Genomic DNA, 22,621 nt, shown 5'->3' with positions numbered 1-22,621 from the left:
ACTCTGGATAATGGCTTGGGCTGTCAAAAGTCTGTCCCCCGAAATAGATCCTCATCCTGAGGAGCGCGCACAAGCGCGCGTCTCGAAGGATGGCCCAGCCCTCGTCCTTCGAGACGCGGGCTACGCCCGCTCCTCAGGATGAGGGCGGGAGCTGCGTCTGAGCCCCCGCGTTCGTAATCTCACTTCATCGGCCAGACCGCTTCGGCGATCGCGGCCTGCGGCGGGAAGATGGTGACGAATTTGCCGCCGATATATTGCAGCAGCACCGGGTCGGCGTCGTTGTTCTGGCCCATCTCGTCGAACTTGACGCGCTTCCAGGGCATGATGGTCTGCTCGCCCGGGATGTCGGTCGCCGCCAGCGCATCGCGGATCTTCTCGCCGTCGGTCGACTTGGCGCGGTTGATGGCGTCGGCGAGGATGATCAGGCCCATGAACTGGCGCGAGGTGAGGTCGTTGAAATCCTTGCCCGACCGCGTCTTGAACATGTCGTTGATCTTGCCGACCATCGGGCGCTTCTGCGCGAGATCGAGCGAGAAGGTGCCGCGCGAGATCACGCCTTCGAGTTTGTCGCCGACGGCATCATAGAGCGCCTTCTCGGAGAAACCGGCGTCCTGCGCCACGATCGCGTTCGGCTTGTAGCCGAGTTCGGCCATGGTCTTGACCAGCAGGATGCCGTCGGTGGTGTAGCTCGAGGGCATCAGCACGTCGGCATTGGCGGACTTGAGCTGCTGCACCTCGGCCGAGAGCGAGGGCGAATTGGCGCGATACTTGATGTCGGTGACGATCTTGTAGCCGCGCTCGCCGGCGATCTTGGCCTGGGCGTTGCCGGAATCGGTGCCGAAGATGGTGTCTTCGTGGAACAGCGACAGCGTCTCGATCTTGGTGCCCTTCTTCTTCAAGGCGTCGAAGAAGTCGAACATCGCGGCCGAATACATCTCGTCATGCGGCGCGGCACGGAAATAATACTTCAGGCCGCGGCGATGCAGGCTGGGCGAGGAATTGTCGGCGGAGACGAACGGGACCTGGTAGCGCTCGCAGATTTGGCTGACGGTAACGGCGACCGCGCTCTGATAGGTGCCGATGATGGCGGAGACCTTCTCCTGCGTGATCAGGCGCTCGGCCTCGGCGCGGCCCTTCTGCGGATCGGCCTGGTGATCGGCGAACACGAGACGGACCTTGGCGCCGCCGAGGCCCGGCAGGCCTTCGCCCTTGGCCAGCGGCAGGTCGAAATCGGTTTTCTTGTTGATGACCTCGAGCGCGGTCTCATAGGCTTTCTGCGCATCGACACCCTGCTGCGCGCTGCCGCCGGAGAACGGATAGATCACGCCGATCACGACTTCCGAAGTCTGTGCGCGTGCAGCCAGCGGCACCAGCGCTGCAGTGGCGGTGGCACCCAACAATACGTCGCGGCGAGTGATCGTCATGGCAGAGTCCTCTTTGACTGAATTTCAGCTGATCGAATGAAGCGATTGATGGATGCGGTAAAGCTCGAAGAAGCAGCAAATGCTGCCCACTAAATCACGGCCATGGTCCTGTTCTTGAGATCCGTCACCAGCATCAGGCCGGGCGAATGCGTGATCGCGAACGGGAGCTTGGCTGCATTGATCACCGATTGCGGTGTCACGCCGCAGGCCCAGAACACCGGAATCTCGTCGTCGGCGACCGGCACCGGATCGCCATAGTCCGGCTTGGCGATGTCCTTGATGCCGATCAGATGCGGATGGCCGAGATGCACGGGCGCGCCGTGCACGGCGGGATAGCGCGAGGTGATCTGCACCGCACGGATCGCATCCGCCGGCTTGAACGGACGCATCGACACCACCATGGGACCGGCGAACGGACCGGCCTCGCCGCAGGCGATGTTGGTACGGTACATCGGCACGCGCACATTGCGCTCGATGTGGCGGATCGGCATGCCCTCGTCGAGCAAGGCTTCTTCGAACGAGAACGAGCAGCCGAGCACGAAGGTCACGAGATCGTCGCGCCAATGCCTGGTCACGTCGGTCGGCTCGTCGACGACCTCGCCGTCGCGCCAGACGCGGTAGCGTGGCACGTCGGTGCGGATGTCGAGATCGGCGCCGAGCGAAGGAATGTGCGGGCTGCCGACATCGGACATGCCGATGATCGGGCACGGCTTCGGATTGAGCTGGCAGAAGCGATGAAAGGCGCTGGCATATTCCGCCGGCAGGATCGCCAGATTGCCCTGGACGAAACCGGGAGCGACGCCGGCGGTGGAAGCGACCAGCCCTTGCCGGTAGGCAAGCCGCGCCTCACGGCTCGGAAGGGCGTCGGGCGTTTCGGTTTGCTGCGCTGCCGCCAAAACAGTCATGTGATCGACCTGCCTATAAACTCAACAAAGACAGCCAACACCAAGCGTGCTATAAAGTCTAATCGTCCTTTCTAATCGATATCGATAAATTCATTTTATCGATGAGGAAAATCCTTCCAATGCTGGACTTCAGGTCGATCGAGACTTTTCTCTGGGTCGTAAAGCTCGGCAGCTTCCGCGGCGCCGCAGCACGGCTCAATACGACCCAGCCGGCGATCTCCCAGCGCATCGCCCAGCTCGAGCGCGAGATGGGCGTCAAGCTCCTCAACCGCGATCATCGCGTGGCATCACCGACACCGAGCGGCCGGCAGATGATGGTCTATGCGGAGAAGCTGATCGGCCTGCGTGCTCAGATGATGGCCGAGGTCGGCGACCGCTCCGCGATGCGCGGCGTGATGCGGCTCGGCGTCGCCGAGACCATCGTGCACACCTGGCTGCCGCGCCTCGTGAAGAGCGTGAACCAAGTCTATCCGAATCTGTCATTGGAGATTGAGGTCGACATCACCCCGAACCTCACCGCGCGCCTGCTCGCGCAGGAGATCGAGCTTGCCTTCGTGGTCGGACCGCTATCGGCGTCCGGCGTGCATAATCGCGTGCTCGCCGATTACCCGATCGGCTTCCTCGCAAGCCCTTCGCTCGGCCTCGGCAAAGGCCGGGTGACGCCGGCGGAGCTCGCGCGCTTTCCGATCATCACCTTCCCGCGCAAGACCAAGCCTTACGAGGTCGTACGCGAGGTGTTCGACCGGCCGGAGCTGCCGCCGATCCGGCTGCACGCCTCCGCGTCGCTCGCGACCGTCATCCACATGGCAGTCGAAGGCCTCGGCGTCGCCGTGATCCCCGACGCGATCGTCGAGAACGAGCTCGCCGACGGGCGGCTGCAGCTGCTCGATACCGATCTCGCGATCGCACCGCTGACCTTCACCGCAAGCTGGCTCGCCTCGCCCGACGTCGTCGCCGTGGAGCGCGTCGCCGAGCTTGCACGGCAGATTGCGCAGAGCAGCCTCGCAGTTGACGCGCCCGCGCTGGCGCGGCATTGAAAAGGGCGCCGGACGAAAGAGAGAACGACCGCATGAACCGAGCCGCCACCAATCTGCAAATCGATTCCGCCCGCCTCTGGGGCTCCATCCACGAGACCGCGCAATTCGGCGCGACGGCCAAGGGCGGCGTGCGGCGGCTGACACTAAGCAGCGAAGACAAGCAGGTGCGCGACTGGTTCCGCAGGGCATGCGAGGACGCGGGTCTCGAAGTGCACACCGACGCGCTCGGATCGCAATTCGGCCTGCGCAAGGGCCGCGACATGTCGAAACCGCCTGTCGGCATCGGCTCGCATCTCGACACCCAGCCGACCGGCGGCAAGTATGACGGCATCCTGGGCACGCTCGGCGCGCTGGAGGTGATCCGCACGCTCAACGATGCCGGCATCGAGACCGAAGCGCCGATCTGCATCGTCAACTGGACCAACGAGGAAGGCTCGCGCTTCGCGCCTGCGATGATGGCCTCGGCGGCTTACGTCGGCGATTTCACCACCGACGACATTTTGTCGCGCAAGGACGCCGAGGGCACCACCGTCGGCCAGGCGCTGGACAGCATCGGCTATCGCGGCGACAAGCCGGTCGGCTTCCAGAAGCTCGGCTGCTTCGTCGAGCTGCATATCGAGCAGGGCCCGATCCTGGAGGCCGAGGGCAAGACCATCGGCGTGGTCGATTCCGGCCAGGGCGTGCTCTGGTACGACGGCAAGATTTCAGGCTTCGAGAGCCATGCGGGCTCCACGCCGATGCCGCTGCGCCGCGACGCGCTGGCGACCCTGTCGGAGATCGTGCTGGCGATGGAGTCCATCGCGAAGAAGCTCGGACCGAACGCGGTCGGCACCATCGGCGAGGCCGTGATCGCAAACCCCTCGCGCAACGTCATCCCCGGCGAGATCGCCTTCACCATGGACTGCCGTAGCGCGGACGGCGCCATCATGGATGCGCTCGATCGCGATCTGCGCGCCGCGATTGCGGAGATCGCCGCACGCCGCAGGGTCGAGGTCAAGATCGATCTGGTCTGGCGCAAGCCGCCGACGCATTTCGATCCCAAGCTGATCGCAGCGGTCGAGAACGCAGCCAAGACGCTCGGCTATTCCTCGCGCCGCATCACCTCCGGCGCCGGCCACGACGCCTGCAACCTCAACACCGTGATGCCGGCGGCGATGGTGTTCGTGCCCTGCAAGGACGGCATCAGCCACAACGAGCTGGAAGACGCGACGCAGCCCGATTGCGCCGCGGGCACCAACGTTCTCATGCATACCGTGCTGGCGATCGCCGGCGTCGCATCCTGACCGGAGAGAGACATGCGCGGAGTTTTCGTCGACGCCAATGAAGCGCTTGCCGTGATCATGGAGCGGCTTGAGAAGCCCGGCGATCCCAAGGTTCGGATCCACAGGGATCCTGATATCAAGCCCGAGCAATACCCTGACATCCTCGACGGCGCCGAGATCGCGATCGTCGATCACACCGCGCTGCCGACCGAGGTGGCGAAGAAGTGCACGGGGCTGAAGCACGTCGTGTTCCTCGGCACCGGCGCGCGCAGCTATACGAACCCGGAGGAGCTGGCAGAACTCGGCATCTCCGTGCATCTGATCAAGGGCTATGGCGACACCGCGGTCGCCGAATCCGCGATCGCGCTGATGTGGGCCTCGGCCCGCGGCATCGCCATGATGGATCGCGAGATGCGCGGCGGCAACTGGCTGCGCGAAGACGGCATGCAGCTCACCGGCAAGACGCTCGGCCTGATCGGCTTCGGCGGCATCGCCGCCGAGGTCGCGCGCATTGCGTCCGGCAGCGGCATGAAGGTGATCGCCTGGAACCGCTCGCCGAAGAGCCATCCGGGTGTCGAATTCACCGATCTCGACGGTGTGCTGGCAAGGAGCGACGTCGTATCGCTGCATCTGCTGCTCAACGACGAGACGCGCGGCATGATCACGCGCGAGAAGATCGCTAGAATGAAGCCGGGCGTCATCCTCGTCAACACCGCCCGTGCCGCTATTGTCGACGAGGCCGCCATGATCGATGCGCTGAAGTCAGGTCACATCCGCCATGCCGGGCTCGACGTCTTCAACATCGAACCGCTGCCCGGCGATCATCCGTTGACGAAGATTCCCAACGTGACGCTGTCGGCGCATTCGGCGTTCCGTACGCCGGAGGCGAGCGAGAACCTGATTGGCGCGGCGTGGGAGCACTGCCGCCGGATCGTAAGAGGATAAGAAGAGCAACAATGGCCGACTATCGCACCATCAAGGCAGAACCGCTCACCAACGCCATCCGCGCCATCGTCAAGGCCGGCGGCTCCTCGGACCGCGAAGCCGAGCTGGTGTCCACCAATCTGGTCGAGGCCAACCTCAAGGGCCACGACTCCCACGGCGTCGGCATGATCCCGCGCTATGTCCAGAGCGTCACCAACGGCGGCCTCGCCGTGAACGCGCACGTCAAGGTGGTGCTCGACACCGGGCCGCTGCTCACGCTCGACGGCCTCACCGGCTACGGCCAGGTGATCGGCCACGAGGCGATGGAGCTGGCGGCCGAGCGCGCCAAGAAAAACGGCGTGTGCCTCGTCGGCCTCTCCAACTCGCACCATATCGGCCGCATCGGCCACTGGGCCGAGCAGTGCATCGACCACGGGCTGGTCTCGATCCACTTCGTCAACGTCATCTCCCGCCCAATCGTGGCGCCGTGGGGCGGCAGCGATGCGCGCCACGGCACCAACCCGTTCTGCGTCGGCATCCCGCGCAGGGGCAAGGACCCGATCGTGCTCGACTTCGCCACCAGCAGGATCGCGCAAGGAAAGACCCGCGTCGCCCACAACAAGGGCGTCGAACTAGAGCCGGGCACCATCATCGACAACGAGGGCAAGCCCACCACTAACCCGCGCTACACCGTGATCCCGCCGCACGGTGCCATCCTGCCGTTCGGCGAGCACAAGGGCTCCGGCCTCGCGCTGGTGTGCGAAATCCTCGGCGGCGCGCTCTCCGGCGGGCAGGTGGTCAAGGGCCCGTCCGACGGCAAGCACAACGTCCTCAACGGCATGCTCTCGATCGTTATCGACCCCGGCAAGCTTGGCACCGGCGAGAACCTCGCCCATGAAGTCGAGAGCTTCGTCGCCTGGCACACCGGCTCGCCGCCTGCCGCCGGCGTCGACAAGGTCAAGATCGCCGGCGAGCCCGAGCGCGAGACCAAGAAGAAGCGCCTGGCTGAGGGCATTCCGGTCGATCCGACCACCTGGCAGGAGATCATCGAGGCCGGGAAGAAGTTCGGGCTGGATCAGGCGGCGATCGAGAAGATCGCGGGTTGATTGACCTAACGCGGATTGTAGGGTGGGCAAAGCAAAGCGTGCCCACCACTTCCGATCAAATGTTCCGCAATGGAAGAGGTGGGCACGGCGCTTCGCGCCTTTACCCACCCTTGTATTAGCGCATCGGTATAGGATTGGCCCCGTTCCGTGAGGAATGGCCCAGCCCGGGTGGCCACCCTGGCTGGGCCGCCGATCGATCGGATCGATGCCCACCGAAGCCTTGAGGGCTGCGTTTCGTAGCAAGATCGCGGTCGGCACTTCATCGGGACCCGCATGGTTGAACGAACTTCAGGTTCGCATAACAAGGGAGGGTCGAGGAAGATGGCCAAGCGTAACACGATCTGTGCCGGGATCGATACCGGCAAACGCAAGCTCGACGTGGCGATCGATGGCAACTCTGAGCAGTTGCGGGTCGACAACACGGCAAGAGGTCACCAGGCGCTGGTGGAGTGGTTGAAGTGCCGCAAGGTAAAGAGGGTCGGGATCGAGGCAAGTGGAGGCTACGAGCAGGCGGTCGTTGCGGAGCTGCGGCGCAAGCGTTTCGTCGTCGTGCTGTTTCAGCCGAAGCAGGTCCGCGCCTATGCCACGTTCCGTCTGCTGCTGGCTAAGAACGACAGGATCGACGCGGCGCTGATCGCGACGTGCACTGCCGCGGTCAAGACGATCCATCCTGCACCGGATCCGCGGTTGCAGCCCTTTGCCGAGCATCTGACCATGATCGATCAGATCACGGAAGACATCGCAAGGCTGAAGAACCGGCTCGAGAGTTGCCGCGACAAGCGGATTCAAGGGGTTTGGAAGGCGCAGATCGCGCTGTTGGCAAAGTCCAAACGAGCCGAGTTCAAGGCGCTGCTGGCGGCGATCCGCAAGCATCCTGATCTCGCCGCACGGCTCGATCTGATCTACAGCGTCGCCGGCTGCGGTCTGCCGACCGCGGCTGCCGTCCTGATCAGGATGCCCGAGATCGGCAACATCACACGCGAACGGGCCTCAGCTCTCAGTGGACTGGCGCCTTACGACGACGATAGCGGCGAACGATCCGGTGCCCGTCACATCAAAGGTGGCCGTGAGCGGCTGCGTTGGGCGCTCTACAACGCGGCTCTTCCGGCATCCTCCCGATGGAACCCGCAGATGAAGGCTCTCTATACAAGGCTGATCGCCGCCGGAAAATCTCATAAATGCGCGCTGGTCGCTTGCGCCAGAAAGTTGCTCGTCACGATCAACGCCGTGGTCGCCCGCGGAACTCCGTGGATCGCCGAAGCGCCTCAAACTGCCAAGCTGCCCGCCACCTGATCGCGTTTCTTTGTTCGATCAGGCGGCCGTTTCTTCGTCCTGACCTTCCGCCTGGACGACGCCGTGCGCCGCGGCCGTCAAGGTTGGCCGTCGCGAACGCCCCGCGTCAAACTCGCTGCCGCCAGGCCACACCTTGACGGCTGCAAGCCCGGCGTCATGCTTGCGGAAAATCGGGAGAACCTTAATGGTTGCTACGAAGGTCAATCCACCATATCCGCAACCGCCTTGCCGCACGCCGTGGTGTCGGCGTTGCCGCCGAGGTCCTTGGTGCGGAGCGTGCGTTCGGCCAGCGTGCGCTCGATCGCGTCGACGATCGATTTGCCGGCGACTTTCTCGCCGAGATGATCGAGCATCATCGCGCCCGACCAGATCGCGCCGATCGGGTTGGCGATACCCTGCCCCGCGATATCAGGCGCCGAGCCGTGCACCGGCTCGAACACCGAGGGGAAATCGCCCTCGGGGTTGATGTTGCCGGACGGCGCGATGCCGATGGTGCCGGTGCAGGCCGGACCAAGGTCGGAGAGGATGTCGCCGAACAGATTGGAGCCGACCACCACGTCGAACCAGTCCGGATGCAGCACGAAGTTCGCGGTCAGGATGTCGATGTGGTACTTGTCCCACTTCACGCCGGGAAACTTCTTCGCCATCGCCTCAACGCGCTCGTCCCAATAGGGCATGGTGATGGAGATGCCGTTGGACTTGGTCGCGGAGGTCAGGTGCTTCTTCGGCCGCGACTGCGCGAGCTCGAAGGCGAACTTCAGGATGCGGTCGACGCCGGTGCGGGTCATCACCGTCTGCTGCGTCACGAACTCGCGGTCGGTGTCGGGGAACATGCGGCCGCCGACGGAGGAATATTCACCCTCGGTGTTCTCGCGCACCACCCAGAAATCGATGTCACCGGGCTTGCGGTTGGCCAGGGGGCACGGCACGCCGGGCATCAGCCGCACCGGGCGGAGGTTCACGTACTGGTCGAACTCGCGGCGAAACTTGATCAGCGAGCCCCACAGCGAGACGTGGTCGGGAATCTTGGCCGGCCAACCGACCGCGCCGAAATAGATCGCGTCGTGCTTGCCGATCTTCTCCTTCCAGTCGTCAGGCATCATCTGGCCGTGCTTCTCGTAATAGTCCCACGACGAGAAGTCGAAATGGTCGAAATGCAGCGAGACCCCGTGCTTCTTCGCCGCCGTCTCCAGGACGCGCAGGCCCTCCGGCATCACTTCCTTGCCGATGCCGTCGCCGGGAATGACCGCGATCCGGTATTGTTTCTTGCTCATCGAGAACGTCCCTCTTTGGTCCGGCAGCCGCCGCCTTTTTGACCGCACTGCAATGGACCAAACGCGGCGGCAGCGCAACGCTGCACTGCAATGTTGACCATGGCGCGGCCAAGCGCCTACTGATTTCATCCAGTTCCCCACCGAGCGAGTAACCTCATGGATCTGCATCTGCGTGGCAAGCGCGTCCTGATCACGGGCGCGTCCAAGGGCATTGGCGCCGCCGCCGCCGAAGCCTTTGCCGAGGAAGGCGCAAACCTTCTGCTCGCCGCGCGCAGCGGCGATCAGCTCAAGGCGCTGGCGGACCGCCTGCGCTCTGCCCACCAGATCGATGCCGCGACGAGCGTCGTGGACCTGCGCAAGCCTGAGGATCTGGCGCGGCTCGCCGGCGAAGCCGCCGACATCGACGTGCTCGTCAACAATGCCGGCGACATCCCCGGCGGCTCGATCGACAAGATCGACGAGGCGACCTGGCGGGACGCCTGGGATTTGAAAGTGTTCGGCTACATCAACCTGACGCGGCAGATCTACGCGCAGATGAAGGCCAAGAGCGGCGGCGTCATCGTCAACGACATCGGGGCGGCCGGTGAGAAATTCGACGCCAACTACATCTGCGGCAGCGCCGGCAATGCCGCGCTGATGGCCTTCACCCGCGCGCTCGGGGGAAAAAGTCTCGCCGACAACATCCGCGTGGTCGGCATCAATCCCGGCCCCGTCGGCACCGATCGCCACGTCACCCTGCTCAAGACGCGGGCCAAGCACCAGTTCGGCGACGAGAGCCGCTACAAGGAATTCCAGAAGAGCCTGCCGCTCGGTCGCCCCGCACATGCGCGCGAGATCGGTGACCTCGTGGCGTTCCTGGCTTCGGACCGCGCCGGATATACGTCGGGCGTGATCTACACGGTCGACGGCGGCATCAGCGCTGGCTGGAGCTAACTCTGTCCACGTCATTGCGAGCGAAGCGAAGCAATCCAGACTGTTGCCAAGGAGGGACTCTGGATTGCTTCGCGCTTTGCTCCTCGGAGTGACGAACACAATAAGCATAGGAGTAAGTCGTTGTCTCAAGACCTGATCCGCGAAAACGCCTGCGCCGTCGTCGACAAGCTGCGGTCCGGCGATGTCTCGCCGCTCGAACTGCTGGATGTGCTGGAGAAGCGCATCAGTGAGGTCGACGGCACGGTCAACGCGCTGCCGATCCTGTGCTTCGATCGCGCGCGCGACAACGCCAAGGCGCTGATGCGGAAGCCCGCCGGCGCGCGGGGGCTGCTCGCTGGCCTTCCGGTGCCGATCAAGGATCTGACCGACGTTGCAGGCGTGTTGAGCACGCAGGGCTCGCCAATCTTCAGGGACAATATCCCCGCGAAGTCCGACCTCATGGTCGAGAATCTCGAAGCCAACGGCGCGGTCGTCTACGCTAAATCCAACACGCCGGAATTCGGCGCCGGCGCCAACACCTTCAACGAGGTGTTTGGCGCGACCCTCAATCCCTGGGATACTTCGAAATCCGCGGCGGGCTCTTCCGGCGGCGCGGCGGTGGCGCTCGCGACCGGCATGGCCTGGCTGGCGCAGGGCTCCGACATGGGTGGCAGCTTGCGCAGCCCCGCCGCGTTCTGCGGCGTCGTCGGCATGCGCCCGAGTATCGGCCGCGTCGCACATACCCCGAAATCCGGCATCGACCGCAATCTCGGCGTCGTCGGTCCGATGGCGCGCAACGTCGAGGATCTCGCGCTGCTGCTGGATGCCATGAGCGGCGACTACGCGGATGATCCGCTATCGCTGCCGACGCCCACGACCTCGTTCCTGTCGGCGGCTCAGTCCGGCAAGAAGCCGAAGCGCATCGCCTATTCGCCCGATCTCGGCATCACGCCTGTCGATCCCGAGGTCAAGGCGATCACGCGCAAGGCGGCGGAACGCTTTGCCGAGGCCGGCGCCATCGTCGAGGAGGCTCATCCGGATTGGCGCGAGGCGCATGAATGCTTCCACATTCTGCGCGCCTTCGATTTCGCGATCACCAAGGCCAATCTGCTGCGCACCAAGCGCGACCTGCTCAAGCCCGAGGTGATCTGGAACATCGAGGAAGGCCTCAAGCTCACGGTGGAACAGCTCGCACGCGCCGAGGCCCAGCGCGTCGGCATGACCGCGCGGGCGGTCGAGTTCTTCAAGACCTACGATTTATTGCTGACGCCGACCACGATCGTGCCGCCCTTCCCGATCGAGCACCGCTATGTCGCCGAATGCGCCGGCAAGAGATTTGACAATTACGTCGAGTGGCTCGGCATCGTCTACGCCATCACGCTCGCATGCTGCCCGTCGCTGTCGCTGCCATGCGGCTTCACGGCCTCGGGCCTGCCGGTCGGCGTGCAGGTCGTCGGCGCACCGCGCGCGGACGCCCAGGTGATCGGGGGCGCGAAAGTGCTGGAGGATATCCTGGGCGTGCGCGGGACGACGCCGATCGATCCCAGGGAGAAGAAGTAACCGTCGCGCGCTCCGGTCGCAGCGCGGCGCTTTTTCAGTGGTGCGCTGCAGCGCCGGGGCCTATCCATCCGCGACCTCGCTTATATCTCTCGGTCCCGGCTCTGCGGCGCAGCGCTTACGCGCTGCACCTTGTCCGGGACACGAGATGCCTCATCTTCCGCTCGTTGCCTCCAGGCTTCTGCTGTACCGCGACATCGCAAAGCAAAAGACAAAATAGATCGCGGCGACGAAGATATAGACCTCGACCGAGAACTGCTGCCAGGCGGGATCGATGATCGCCGTCTTGGCCGTCGTCAGCAGATCGAAGATGCCGATGATGAGGACGAGGCTGGTGTCCTTGAAGAAGGCGATGAAGGTGTTGACCAGCGGCGGGATGACATGGCGGATCGCCTGCGGCAGCACGATCAGCCGGTGCTTGCGCCAGTAGGACAGCCCGAGCGCGTCGGCCGCTTCATATTGCCCGCGCGGCACGGCCTGAAGACCGCCGCGGATGACCTCGGCGAGATAGGCGCCCGCAAACAGGATGATCGCGATCTGCGCGCGCAAGAGCTTGTCGATGTTGAATCCAGCGGGCATGAACAACGGAAACATCACGCTCGCCATGAACAACAGGCTCACCAGCGGCACGCCACGGATCAGTTCGACATAGAGCACGCTGAGAGAGCGGATCGCCGGCAGCTTCGAGCGCCGGCCGAGCGCGACGAGAATGCCGAGCGGAAAGCCGAATGCAAGCCCGAACGTCGCGAGGATCAGCGTGACCGGCAAACCACCCCAACGGTCCTGCGAGACGAAGGAGAGCCCGAGCACGCCGCCCCACATCAGCACGCTGATCAGCGCGAGCGCGCCGATCCAGAGATAGATGAGTTCGCGCCGCCAGAAGGCGCGACGGGTCGAGAGGAAATACAGCGCGATGAACAGTACCACCGACAGCGCCGGGCGCCACTGCTCGTCGAACGGATAAGTGCCGAACAGGATGAAGCGGTACTTTTCGGGAATGATCGCCCAACAGGCGCCGAGGCCGCGCACCGCGCGGCAGGCGCTGGAATCGTTCGCCGGCGTCAACCACACCGCATTCGCGATGCCCCACTGAACGAAACTGAAGATGCCCCTGGCGAGCACCGCCAACAGCACGATCGATAGAATGCCATTCGGGATCGACGAGAACAGATTGGCGCGCAGCCAGCGCAGCACGGGGTTGCCGATCTGCGGACGGCGGGCGGCGCGCGGCGCGTCCGGGATATCGGCGATCACAGCCATGCTCAGCGCTCCACCAGAGCGATGCGCGAATTGTACCAGTTCATGAAGAAGCTGATGGAAAGGCTGATGGTCAAAAACACCGCCATGATCAGCGCGATCGCCTCGATCGCCTGCCCGGTCTGGTTCAGCGTGGTGTTGGCGATCGAGACCACGTCCTGGTAGCCGATCGCGACCGCAAGCGAGGAGTTCTTAGTCAGGTTGAGATATTGGCTGGTCATCGGCGGCACGATCACGCGCAGCGCCTGCGGAAGGATGATCTGCCGCAGCATGAAGCTGCGGCGCAGGCCAAGCGCATTGGCGGCGTCCCACTGCCCGCGCGGCACGGACTGGATGCCGCTACGCACTATCTCGGCAATGAAGGCCGAGGTGTAGGTGACAAGCGCGATCAGAAGCGCGAAATATTCCGGAGCGAGCGTCAGCCCGCCGACGAAGTTGAAGCCGCGCAGCTCCGGCCACTCGATTGTCCAGGACACGCGAAGCAGTACGGACACCAGCACGGGCAACGCGAGGACGAAGCTCACCGCAAAGGGCCATACCGGCCGCGGTTTGCCGTCGCGCATCTGCTGCGCGACCAGCCATCGCCGAATGAGATAGACCACGGCAAGGCCGAACGCCGCCGTGCCGAGCACCCAGAGCTGCGGCGGGCCAAGCGGAATCGCCGGCACGATCAGGCCGCGATTGGACAGGAACACTCCGTCGATCGGCCGCCATGCCGCGCGCGCGGCCGGCAGCGCCTGCATCAGCACGTACCAGAACAGAAGCTGGAGCAGCAGCGGGATGTCGCGAAGCGTTTCGACATAGACGGCGGCAAGTCGTGACAGCAGCCAGTTGGCCGACAATCGCGAAATGCCGATCAGCGTGCCCAGGATGGTCGCGAGCACGATGCCGATCACGGCGACGCGCAAGGTGTTGCCGACGCCGACAACGAAGGCCCAGAGATAGGTGTCTCTCGGATTATAGGCGAGCAAACTGTCGGCGATGGGCATGCCGGCCTCACGGCCGAGGAAGGCAAAGCCGGTCGTGATGCGGCGCGCCGAAAGGTTGGTGACGGTGTTGGACCAGAGGAAACCGACAACGCCGACAACGATCGCGACCACCAGAACCTGCCAGAACAGGCCCTTCAGCTCACTGGGCCCCCATGCGCTGAAAAAGCGGGGGCGCGGCGGCGGTCTCGGCGTGTCCGTGGTCACAGCGCAAAAATCCTTCTCGAGAGGCGGCGATTTCCGGCAGCGGCACGTCAACTGTTGCACCATTATAAAAATCGTGCAACAAATGTTTCATGGCCGAGCCCGCGAAATCCTCGCCGCTGAGCGAACTGCGCATTGCATTGCCATCGCTGCCGATGCGGCTGCAGGAAGTCGGACGCTTCGTCGCTGCCAACGATTACGACGCCACCACCCGGTCGATGCGCGACCTCGCCGCAGTTGCCGGCGCCGATCCCGCCGCGTTCACGCGCCTCGCCAAGGCTATCGGCTATTCCGGCTGGGACGAATTACGCGCAGCGCTGACCGAGGCGCGGCGACCCTCGCAGACGTCGCCCTTCTCTGGCCGCGCCAGAAGCCGCCGGCCCGGCCCGAATGCCGATGTCGCACTGGTCACCGACAAGCTCGAGGCAGAGGCCGCCGGACTTCCGCGGATCCCCGCCCAGCCGATTGTGGAAGCCGCACGCGCCCTGCATGAGGCCAAGCGGATCTGGATCGCAGGTTATCGCAGTTGCCGGAGCGTGGCCGAGCTGTTGAACTACGAGCTGCGGCTGTTCCGTCCCGAACAGGTGCAGCTCATCGGCGTGTCCGGCCCCGACGATCTCGATCTCGGCGCCTTCCGCCCTGGCGAGGCCGTCATCGTCATCGGCTTCCTGCCCTACACGCATGCGAGCGTCCGCGTCGCGCAAGCTGCCCATCGCAGCGGCGCAACGCTGATTGCCGTCGCGGACAGCCTCTCGGCACCGATGGCCGAGGGGGCCGACCATGTCCTGCTGTTCGAGGCGGCCTCCTCTCCCGGCTTCTTCCCGAGTCTCACGGGCGCGATCGCGATCGCGCAGTCGCTGGCGGCAGTGACGTTCGCGCTCGGCGGCGTCGCCGCAAAGAAGCGCCTGGAGCATACCGAGGCGCGGCTCGCTGCTGCCTCCACCTACGTTTCGGAGAAAGGTTGACCCATGGCCCCTCGCACCAGCCGCGTGCTGCACCGCTCGTTGCGCGAGACGCCACCCAGGGCGATCGGCGGCAAAGGCGTCTATCTCTTTGCGGAGGACGGACGGCGCGTGCTCGACGCCTCCGGCGGCGCGGCGGTCTCCTGCCTCGGCCACCAGCATCCACGCGTGATCGCGGCGATGGCGAAGCAGGCCTCGACGCTGTCCTATGCGCACACCGCCTTCTTCTCGTCCGAGCCCGCCGAAGCCCTCGCCGAGACGCTGGTCGGCAATGAGCCCGGCGGCCTCGCATATGCCTATTTCGTCAGCGGCGGATCGGAGGCGATCGAGGCCAGCATCAAGCTCGCGCGGCAATATTTCATCGAGCGCGGCGAGCCACTGCGTCAGCATTTCATCGCGCGGCGACAGAGCTACCACGGCAACACGCTGGGCGCCCTCGCCGCCGGCGGCAACGCCTGGCGGCGCGCGCCCTATGCGCCGCTGCTCTCGGCCGCCTTCAGCCACGTGACGCCGGCATTCGCCTATCATGAAAAGCGCGACGGTGAATCCGATACACAGTTCGTTGCGCGGCTTGCGGCGGAGCTCGAAGCAGAGTTTCAGCGGCTCGGCCCCGACACCGTCGCGGCGTTCCTTGCCGAGCCCGTCGTCGGCGCCACCGCCGGCGCGGTGACGGCACCGGACGGCTATTTCAGGGCGGTGCGCGAGATCTGCGACCGGCACGGCGCGCTGCTCGTCCTCGACGAGGTCATGTGCGGCATGGGCCGCACCGGCACCACGCACGCCTGGGAGCAGGAAGGCGTCGCGCCGGACATCCAGGCGATCGCAAAGGGGCTCGGCGGCGGCTACCAGCCGATCGGGGCAATGCTCGCGAGCGGCAAGATCATCGACACCATCCGCGCCGGCTCGGGCGCCTTCCAGCACGGCCATACTTATCTCGCGCATCCCCTCGCCTGCGCCGCCGCACTGGCCGTGCAGGAGGTGATCCGCGAGGACGGCCTGCTCGAGCGCGTCAAGGAGCGCGGCAGGCAGCTCGAACAGCGCCTGACCGAGCGCTTCGGCAATCACCGCCATGTCGGCGACATCAGGGGCCGCGGCCTGTTCTGGGCGATCGAGCTGGTCTCCGATCGCGCCAGTCGTACCTCGTTCGATCCCGCGCTCAAGCTCAATCAGAAAATCAAGGCGGAGGCCTTCGCCAATGGGCTCGGCTGTTATCCCGGCGGCGGCACCGTGGATGGCGTTCGCGGCGACCATGTGCTGCTGGCGCCGCCCTATATCGCCTCCGCCGACGAAATCGACCAGATCGTCGACAAGCTCGGCACGGCCGTCGACAACGTGTTGCGTAGTGTCAATCACTGAGGGGAGTAGCATGATGAGGAAAGTGGTTATCGCGGCGGGCGTGCTCGCTGCATCGACAATTGTCGCATCCGCCGCGACGCTCGACACGGTGAAGAGCCGCGGCACGCTGGTGTGCGGCGTCAGCGCCGGCTTTGCCGGCTTCTCGGCGCCGGACTCGCAAGGCAACTACAAGGGCCTCGACGTCGATTATTGCCGCGCGCTCGCAGCCGGCGTGCTGGGGGATGCCAGCAAGGTGCGCTACGTCTCCCTGACCGCGCAGAACCGTTTCACTGCGCTGCAATCGGGCGAGATCGACGTGCTCTACCGCAATTCGACGCAGACTTACTTGCGCGGTGTGACGCTTGGCCTGCGCCAGGGTCCGATCAACTTCTACGACGGCCAGGGCTTTGTCGTGAAGAAGGACCTCGGCGTGAAGGAGATCAAGGACTTGAAGGGCGCCACCGTCTGCGTGGCGCAGGGCACCACGCATGAGGTCACGCTCGGCGATTACGGCCGCGCCAACGGCATCGACTGGAAGCCGCTGGTGTTCGACCGCGTCGACACCATGTACCAGACCTTCTTCGGTGGCCGCTGTGACGCCATGACCCAGGACGCCTCCGCGCTCGCGGGCGCGGTGACGACCGCCGCGCCGAACCCGGCCGACTACGTCGTGCTGCCGCAAACCATCAGCAAGGAGCCGCTCGGGCCCTTCACCCGCAACGGCGACGAGGTCTGGAGCGACATCATCACCTGGCTGCATTACGGCCTGATCGAGGCCGAGGAGCTCGGCGTCACGCAAGGCAATGTCGACGAAATGGCGAAGTCGCAGACGCCTGCGATCCAGCGCCTGCTGGGGGCCTCCGGCGATCTCGGTTCGCGGCTCGGGCTCGACAACAAATGGCTGGTCACCGCGCTCAAGGCCACCGGCAATTACGGCGAGATCTACGAGCGCAATGTCGGCAAGGCGAGCCCGCTCAAGCTCGATCGCGGCCTCAACGGCCTCTGGAGCAAGGGCGGCTTGATGTACGCATTGCCGTTCAAGTAAACGTCTCTCGTGTCCCGGACGCGCTGCGGCGTGCAACGCCGCTGCGCAGAGCCGGGACCCAGGAAGCCACGGCTTCTGACACACCAAAGGAATGGGCCCCGGCTCAGCAGCGCATCACTACGTGCTGCGCTGCGTCCGGAGCGCGAGACCTCTCAGGTAGCCACGTTGAATGACGACGCCCCCTCGCATCGCCCTGATCCACGCCCTCAAGCATTCCATCGCGCCGATCGAAGCGGCGTTCGCCAAGGCTTGGCCGGAGGCGCGGCTGATGAACCTGCTCGACGACAGTCTGTCGGCGGATCTGGCCCGAGACGGCGTGCTCAACGACGCCATGACCGAGCGCTTCCTTGCGCTCGGCGATTATGCGGCGGCGACCGGGGCGAACGGGATCCTGTTCACCTGCTCGGCCTTCGGCCCCTGTATCGAGGCGGTGGCACGCGCGCATGCGCCGATGCCGGTACTGAAGCCGAACGAAGCCATGATCGCGCGCGCGGTGACGATGGGCAAGCGGATCGGCCTCCTCTCGACCTTCCCGCCAACGCTGGCCTCGATGCCGCCGGAGTTTCCGGCCTCGGTCGAGATCGTGCCGAAGCTCGCCGAGGGCGCGCTGGCGGCGCTTGACCGCGGCGACCGCGCCATGCACGACCGGCTGATCGTGGAAGCATCAAAGGATCTGCGCGATTGCGACATCATCGCGCTGGCGCAGTTCAGCATCGCGGCAACCGCGCCGCTGGTCGCGGAAGCCACCGGCCGTCCCGTCGTGACCACGCCGGACAGCGCCGTCGACAGGCTGATGACCCTCTTGAGGGTGACAGCTTAGGTACCAGCCGCCTTCCCACGCCGCGCGCCCTTGATCGCGGCTGCGAGCGCGGCCTTCGTTTCGCTGACGAAATCCTCGACCAGCTCCTCGCGCGTGGCGTGCGCGGCCTCGCCGGTGAACAGGCCCTGCTCGGCCAGCATCACCACGCCGTGCAAAGCCGCCCAGATCTTGAGCGCCTGGCGTTCGCGCAAATAACCGACGGCGGGCGCTTCCAGCGCCTCGATCACGAGTGCAAACGTCTCGCGCGTCGCCTCGTGCAATTCGCTGCCCTTGGCAGCGCACGACACTGTGCGCGAGGCGAACATCAATCGGTAGATGCCGTTGCGGCGCAAACCGAAATCGAGCGTCGCCTGCGCCAGCCGCGACAGTTTCGATTGCCTCGACGGCTTGGCCATTGCCTCGCGCAGAAGTGCACTGAGCTGCCGGAACGCCTCCGCCGTCACCGCCGTTAGCAGCGCATCACGGTCGACAAAGTGCCGGTATGGCGCTGGCTGCGAGACGCCAAGTTGCTTGGCCAGCGCCTTGATGCTGATCGCCTCGGCCCCGCCCTGCTCCGCCTCGCGTAGCGCAGCCTTGATCAGCGCGTCGCGGAGATCGCCATGGTGGTAGGTGTTGGCAGGCTTGCGGGCGAGTTGTGAGCGCATGTTGTGGCGAAGCCTATAAGTTTGCGCTTGACAGGGGAAGCCTGCCGCGAATGTAATAGCATATAACTTAAAGCCCGCGACAAAGGTCGCGGATAAAGACCACCCTGAGGAACGCGCCGCCCTGCGGGTCCCGGCGCACATGCGACCAAGGATGCCGCCATGACAGAGCGACTGAGGGTTCACGTCGATCCCGACAAATGCCAGGGCCACGCGCGCTGCAAGGCGCTCGCGCCGGAATTGTTCGAACTGGACGAATATGGCAACGCCCACGAAGCCGGCGACGGCACGGTCCCGCCGGGGCTCGAGGACAAGGCCTGGCTTGCCAAATCCAATTGCCCCGAAATCGCGATCGATGTGATCGAGGAGTAGCGCGGCCTCGTCCGCCCCGCGTCCTGTCAGCGAACACGAGCCAAGGGATTCCCTGCCATGTCCGACACCAGTCCGCCCGCCGCCCATCCGCCCGTCACCAACTGGGTCCATGATTTCGATCATACCGATCCGCTATGGACGGAGGATCCCTTCCCGATCTGGGAGGAGCTGCGCGCCGCAAGTCCGGTTGTGCACACCGAGCGTTTCCTCGGCTGCTACATGCCGACGACCTATGAAGCGGTGCGCGAGATCGCCAACGACACCGAGCATTTCTCCTCGCGCCGCATCATCGTGCGCGACGTCCGTCCCGAGGTCGCGAGGAACGCCGCGCCGCCGATCACTTCGGATCCGCCCGTGCACAAGCCGGCCAAGCAGCTTTTGCTGCCTCCCTTCACGCCGGACGCGATGAAGAAGCTGGAGCCGCGGATGCGCGCGATCTGCAACGAGCTGATCGACGGCTTCATCGCCGACGACAAGGTCGACGCCGCCGCGCGCTACGCCAAGTATATCCCGGTTCGGGCCATCGCCCACATGCTCGGCATTCCCGAGAGCGACAGCGATCTCTTCATCAACTGGATCCACATGATCCTGGAGCTCGGCATCAAGGACGAGAGCAAGCTGCTCCAGGCCGTACAGGAGATGAGCGCCTATTTCAGGACGCATATCGAGGAGCGCAGATCCAAGCCGACCGACGATCTCATCTCCTATCTGATGAATGCCAAGGACAAGGAGGGCCAGCCGCTGGAAGAGTCCCACGTCCTCGGCTCGCTGCGCCTGCTCCTGATCGCCGGCATCGACACCACCTGGAGCGCGATCGGCTCCTCGCTCTGGCACCTCGCCCGGACGCCCGCCGACCGCGAGCGCCTGATCGCCGAGCCCGGGTTGATCCCGATAGCGGTGGAGGAACTGCTGCGGGCCTATTCGCCGGTGACGATGGCGCGCGAGGTCGTCAAGGAGACCACGATCTCGGGATGCCCGGTCAAGGCGGGCAACATGGTGCTGCTGTCGTTCCCCGCCGCGAACCGCGATCCCAAGGTGTTTCCGGACGCTGACAAAGTCGTGATCGACCGCCGCGAGAATCGTCACGCCGCTTTCGGCCTCGGCATTCACCGCTGCGTCGGTTCCAACCTTGCGCGCATGGAGATGCAGGTTGCGCTGGAGGAATGGCTGAAGCGGATTCCTGACTTCCGGCTCGATCCGGCAGGCACCGTGACTTGGTCGCAGGGCACGGTGAGAGGCCCCCGCCAGTTGCCATTTCTGTTTGGAAAGGCGATGTAGGCCTTTCCAAACAGCGATACGGAAAGGCCGGACGTGACTGAGCAAGCTATCAAACCGGCCTCCGACCACATCGACATCGCCGACGCCAGGCGGCGGATCAAGGCGATCTTCATCGGCTCCATCGGCAATCTCGTCGAGTGGTACGACTTCTACGCCTACACGGCGTTCGCGCTCTATTTCGCTCCCGCCTTCTTCCCCGGCAGCGACCCCGTCGTGCAGCAATTGAACGTTGCCGTCGTCTTTGCTGCGACGTTCCTGATGCGGCCCCTGGGCGGCTGGTTGTTCGGCTATCTCGCCGACCATTTCGGACGGCGCATCTCGCTGACCTTGTCGGTCGTCTTCATGTGCTTTGGCTCGCTGATCATTGCGCTGACGCCGACCTATGCCACGATCGGGTTCGCCGCGCCTGTCATCCTCGCGCTTGCCCGGGTCATCGAGGGCCTGAGCCTCGGCGGCGAATATGGCGCCAGCGCCACCTATCTCAGCGAGGTCGCCGATCCCAAGCACCGCGGCTTCTATTCGAGCTTCCAATACGTCACCCTGATCGGCGGCCAGCTCACCGCGATCATCGTGCTGCTGCTCCTGCAGAAGGTGTTCCTGACGCCGGAGGAACTGAAGGCATGGGGCTGGCGCATCCCCTTCGCGATCGGCGCGCTGCTGGCGATCTTTGCCGCGGTGATGCGGCGCGGCCTGCACGAGACGGAGGCGTTCGAGGAAGCCAGGAAGGTGGTGAAGCCGACCGGTTCGATCACCAATTTGCTGCGTTATCCGCGCGAGCTCCTCCTGGTGGTCGGCCTCACCGCCGGCGGCACCGCGGCGTTCTACACCTTCACCACCTACATGCAGACCTTCGTCAAGCTTTCGGTCGGGCTGACGGAGGACCAGACCACTTTCGTGATCTTCGGCACGTTGATCTTCGCGACCATCCTCCAGCCGATCTACGGCGCGATCTCCGACAAGATCGGGCGCAAGCCGCTGCTGATCTTCTTCGGTGTCGCCGGCACGCTCGCGACGGTGCCGCTGTTGATGACGCTGAAGGAGACCAAGTCGCCCTTCGTCGCGTTCGTCCTGATCTGCTGTGCCTGGCTGTTCGTCGCCGGGTACACCTCGATCAACGCGGTGGTGAAGGCCGAGCTGTTCCCGACCAATGTCCGCGCGCTCGGCGTCGGCCTGCCCTATGCCATCACCGTGTCGATCTTCGGCGGCACGGCGCCGGCGATCGCGCTCTATTTCAAGAGTATCGGGCACGAGGAATGGTTCTATTTCTACCTCAGCGGCATCATCTGCCTGTCTTTGGTGATCTATGCTACCATGCGCGACACCAAGCACACTTCGGCAATGCACCGGCACGAGTAGATCATGGCTGACGAGACACCATCCGACAGCAAGCTGACGCGCACCAAGGAAAAATGGGCGCGCGAGGGCCGCTTTCTCACAGGGAAGATCACGCGGCCGGAGGACCAAAGACTGCCGCCCGGCCAGCACCTCACCAAGGACTGGCCGGTGCTCGATCTCGGGGTGGTGCCGCCGGTCTCGCGCGACCGCTGGCGGCTCGACGTCTACGGCGCGGTCGAGAGCCCCGTGTTCTGGACCTTCGCCGAATTCACCGCGCAGAAGCAGGCGCGGTTCACCTCCGACATTCATTGCGTCACCACGTGGTCGCGCTACGACAACGAGTGGGAAGGGCTTGCCACACGTGAGCTGCTCGCGGCCTGCCAGCCGCGCGAGGATGCACGCTTCGTGACACTGCATTCCCATGACGGCTACACCACCAACCTCGCGCTGGAAGACTTTGCCGCCGAGGATGCGTTGCTCGCCCATAGCTGGTCCGGCCAGCCGCTGACGGAGGAGCATGGCGGCCCGGTGCGGCTGGTCGTGCCGCATCTGTATTTCTGGAAGAGCGCGAAATGGCTCCAGTCCATCGAATTCCTGACCGAGGACGCGCCGGGCTTCTGGGAAGTCCGCGGCTATCATAACCGGGGCGATCCCTGGGCCGAGCAGCGCTATTCCGACGATTAGAATTCAAG

General features: G+C 64.8%; 22 protein-coding genes. 15 read left to right on the top strand and 7 right to left on the bottom strand.

Features of this window, described 5'->3' with window-relative positions; all coding sequences use genetic code 11:
* Positions 1-179: 179 nt before the first annotated feature.
* Both IVB24_RS15780 and IVB24_RS15775 read right to left on the bottom strand, forming a co-directional pair.
* Entirely contained in the window at positions 180-1,424 is a 1,245-nt protein-coding gene (locus tag IVB24_RS15780; RefSeq protein ID WP_094975304.1) for an ABC transporter substrate-binding protein, read from the bottom strand.
* A gap of 89 nt (positions 1,425-1,513) precedes the next feature.
* On the bottom strand, positions 1,514-2,329 hold the full coding sequence (locus IVB24_RS15775) for a putative hydro-lyase (RefSeq protein WP_094975305.1): 816 nt from the start codon (positions 2,327-2,329) through the stop codon (positions 1,514-1,516).
* Between the two features lie 119 nt (positions 2,330-2,448).
* Between IVB24_RS15775 and IVB24_RS15770 the strand changes: the two genes are divergently transcribed.
* The 5 genes from IVB24_RS15770 to IVB24_RS15750 all read left to right on the top strand — a co-directional run bounded on the left by IVB24_RS15770 (position 2,449) and on the right by IVB24_RS15750 (position 7,951).
* Positions 2,449-3,366: a LysR family transcriptional regulator gene (locus IVB24_RS15770; protein ID WP_094975306.1), complete on the top strand. Its 918-nt coding sequence runs from the start codon at positions 2,449-2,451 to the stop codon at positions 3,364-3,366.
* A 32-nt stretch (positions 3,367-3,398) separates the two neighbouring features.
* Complete coding sequence (locus IVB24_RS15765) at positions 3,399-4,649, top strand: Zn-dependent hydrolase (RefSeq protein WP_247773611.1); 1,251 nt, start codon at positions 3,399-3,401, stop codon at positions 4,647-4,649.
* A 12-nt stretch (positions 4,650-4,661) separates the two neighbouring features.
* Positions 4,662-5,573, top strand: coding sequence for an NAD(P)-dependent oxidoreductase (locus tag IVB24_RS15760; RefSeq protein WP_247773610.1), 912 nt, complete (start codon positions 4,662-4,664; stop codon positions 5,571-5,573).
* A gap of 11 nt (positions 5,574-5,584) precedes the next feature.
* Positions 5,585-6,658 carry a malate/lactate/ureidoglycolate dehydrogenase gene (locus IVB24_RS15755; protein WP_140477862.1) on the top strand — a complete coding sequence of 358 codons (1,074 nt, stop codon included), beginning with the start codon at positions 5,585-5,587 and terminating at the stop codon, positions 6,656-6,658.
* A gap of 321 nt (positions 6,659-6,979) precedes the next feature.
* Positions 6,980-7,951 (top strand): IS110 family transposase, encoded by a 972-nt coding sequence (locus tag IVB24_RS15750; RefSeq protein ID WP_247768358.1) that lies wholly within the window; start codon positions 6,980-6,982, stop codon positions 7,949-7,951.
* Positions 7,952-7,969: 18 nt separating this feature from the next.
* Here the strand turns inward: IVB24_RS15750 and IVB24_RS15745 are convergent, their stop codons facing one another.
* Both IVB24_RS15745 and IVB24_RS15740 read right to left on the bottom strand, forming a co-directional pair.
* A complete protein-coding gene (locus IVB24_RS15745; RefSeq protein WP_247773609.1) occupies positions 7,970-8,155 on the bottom strand; it encodes a hypothetical protein in 186 nt (61 codons plus the stop codon).
* Complete coding sequence (locus tag IVB24_RS15740; protein WP_094975310.1) at positions 8,152-9,225, bottom strand: tartrate dehydrogenase; 1,074 nt, start codon at positions 9,223-9,225, stop codon at positions 8,152-8,154. Before IVB24_RS15740 ends, IVB24_RS15745 begins: the two co-directional genes overlap by 4 nt.
* Positions 9,226-9,381: 156 nt before the next feature.
* On the opposite strand from IVB24_RS15740, the gene IVB24_RS15735 reads away from it, so the two are divergent.
* Positions 9,382-10,158, top strand: coding sequence for an SDR family oxidoreductase (locus IVB24_RS15735; protein ID WP_247773608.1), 777 nt, complete (start codon positions 9,382-9,384; stop codon positions 10,156-10,158).
* A 120-nt stretch (positions 10,159-10,278) separates the two neighbouring features.
* A complete protein-coding gene (locus tag IVB24_RS15730) occupies positions 10,279-11,697 on the top strand; it encodes an amidase family protein (protein ID WP_247773606.1) in 1,419 nt (472 codons plus the stop codon).
* A 150-nt stretch (positions 11,698-11,847) separates the two neighbouring features.
* Here the strand turns inward: IVB24_RS15730 and IVB24_RS15725 are convergent, their stop codons facing one another.
* Both IVB24_RS15725 and IVB24_RS15720 read right to left on the bottom strand, forming a co-directional pair.
* A complete protein-coding gene (locus tag IVB24_RS15725) occupies positions 11,848-12,954 on the bottom strand; it encodes an amino acid ABC transporter permease (protein WP_247773604.1) in 1,107 nt (368 codons plus the stop codon).
* A 2-nt stretch (positions 12,955-12,956) separates the two neighbouring features.
* Positions 12,957-14,144, bottom strand: coding sequence for an ABC transporter permease subunit (locus IVB24_RS15720; protein ID WP_247773602.1), 1,188 nt, complete (start codon positions 14,142-14,144; stop codon positions 12,957-12,959).
* 89 nt (positions 14,145-14,233) lie between these two features.
* Between IVB24_RS15720 and IVB24_RS15715 the strand changes: the two genes are divergently transcribed.
* The 4 genes from IVB24_RS15715 to IVB24_RS15700 all read left to right on the top strand — a co-directional run bounded on the left by IVB24_RS15715 (position 14,234) and on the right by IVB24_RS15700 (position 18,303).
* Positions 14,234-15,106: a MurR/RpiR family transcriptional regulator gene (locus IVB24_RS15715; RefSeq protein ID WP_094975314.1), complete on the top strand. Its 873-nt coding sequence runs from the start codon at positions 14,234-14,236 to the stop codon at positions 15,104-15,106.
* A gap of 3 nt (positions 15,107-15,109) precedes the next feature.
* Complete coding sequence (locus IVB24_RS15710) at positions 15,110-16,459, top strand: aspartate aminotransferase family protein (RefSeq protein ID WP_247773601.1); 1,350 nt, start codon at positions 15,110-15,112, stop codon at positions 16,457-16,459.
* Between the two features lie 10 nt (positions 16,460-16,469).
* Positions 16,470-17,483: an amino acid ABC transporter substrate-binding protein gene (locus IVB24_RS15705; RefSeq protein ID WP_094975316.1), complete on the top strand. Its 1,014-nt coding sequence runs from the start codon at positions 16,470-16,472 to the stop codon at positions 17,481-17,483.
* A gap of 169 nt (positions 17,484-17,652) precedes the next feature.
* The gene (locus IVB24_RS15700) at positions 17,653-18,303 is read left to right on the top strand and encodes an aspartate/glutamate racemase family protein (protein WP_247773599.1); all 651 of its coding nucleotides are present in this window, start codon (positions 17,653-17,655) and stop codon (positions 18,301-18,303) included.
* Here IVB24_RS15700 and IVB24_RS15695 read toward each other — a convergent pair.
* The gene (locus tag IVB24_RS15695; RefSeq protein WP_247773597.1) at positions 18,300-18,947 is read right to left on the bottom strand and encodes a TetR/AcrR family transcriptional regulator; all 648 of its coding nucleotides are present in this window, start codon (positions 18,945-18,947) and stop codon (positions 18,300-18,302) included. The genes IVB24_RS15700 and IVB24_RS15695 overlap by 4 nt on opposite strands.
* Before the next feature lie 159 nt (positions 18,948-19,106).
* On the opposite strand from IVB24_RS15695, the gene IVB24_RS15690 reads away from it, so the two are divergent.
* From IVB24_RS15690 to IVB24_RS15675, 4 genes are read left to right on the top strand one after another with little or no spacing between them, the layout of a single operon-like run.
* On the top strand, positions 19,107-19,316 hold the full coding sequence (locus IVB24_RS15690) for a ferredoxin (RefSeq protein WP_007607931.1): 210 nt from the start codon (positions 19,107-19,109) through the stop codon (positions 19,314-19,316).
* Between the two features lie 57 nt (positions 19,317-19,373).
* A complete protein-coding gene (locus IVB24_RS15685) occupies positions 19,374-20,594 on the top strand; it encodes a cytochrome P450 (RefSeq protein ID WP_247773595.1) in 1,221 nt (406 codons plus the stop codon).
* Positions 20,595-20,627: 33 nt separating this feature from the next.
* Positions 20,628-21,950 carry an MFS transporter gene (locus IVB24_RS15680; protein ID WP_247773593.1) on the top strand — a complete coding sequence of 441 codons (1,323 nt, stop codon included), beginning with the start codon at positions 20,628-20,630 and terminating at the stop codon, positions 21,948-21,950.
* A 3-nt stretch (positions 21,951-21,953) separates the two neighbouring features.
* Positions 21,954-22,613, top strand: a complete 660-nt coding sequence (locus IVB24_RS15675) for a sulfite oxidase-like oxidoreductase (RefSeq protein ID WP_247773591.1) — start codon at positions 21,954-21,956, stop codon at positions 22,611-22,613.
* The last annotated feature ends 8 nt before the right edge of the window (positions 22,614-22,621 follow it).

Source organism: Bradyrhizobium sp. 192 (genome assembly GCF_023100965.1).
GTDB classification, from domain to species: domain Bacteria; phylum Pseudomonadota; class Alphaproteobacteria; order Rhizobiales; family Xanthobacteraceae; genus Bradyrhizobium; species Bradyrhizobium symbiodeficiens.
The sequence above is the reverse complement of the archived record's forward strand: the minus strand, read 5'-3'. Positions and strand labels throughout refer to the sequence as shown.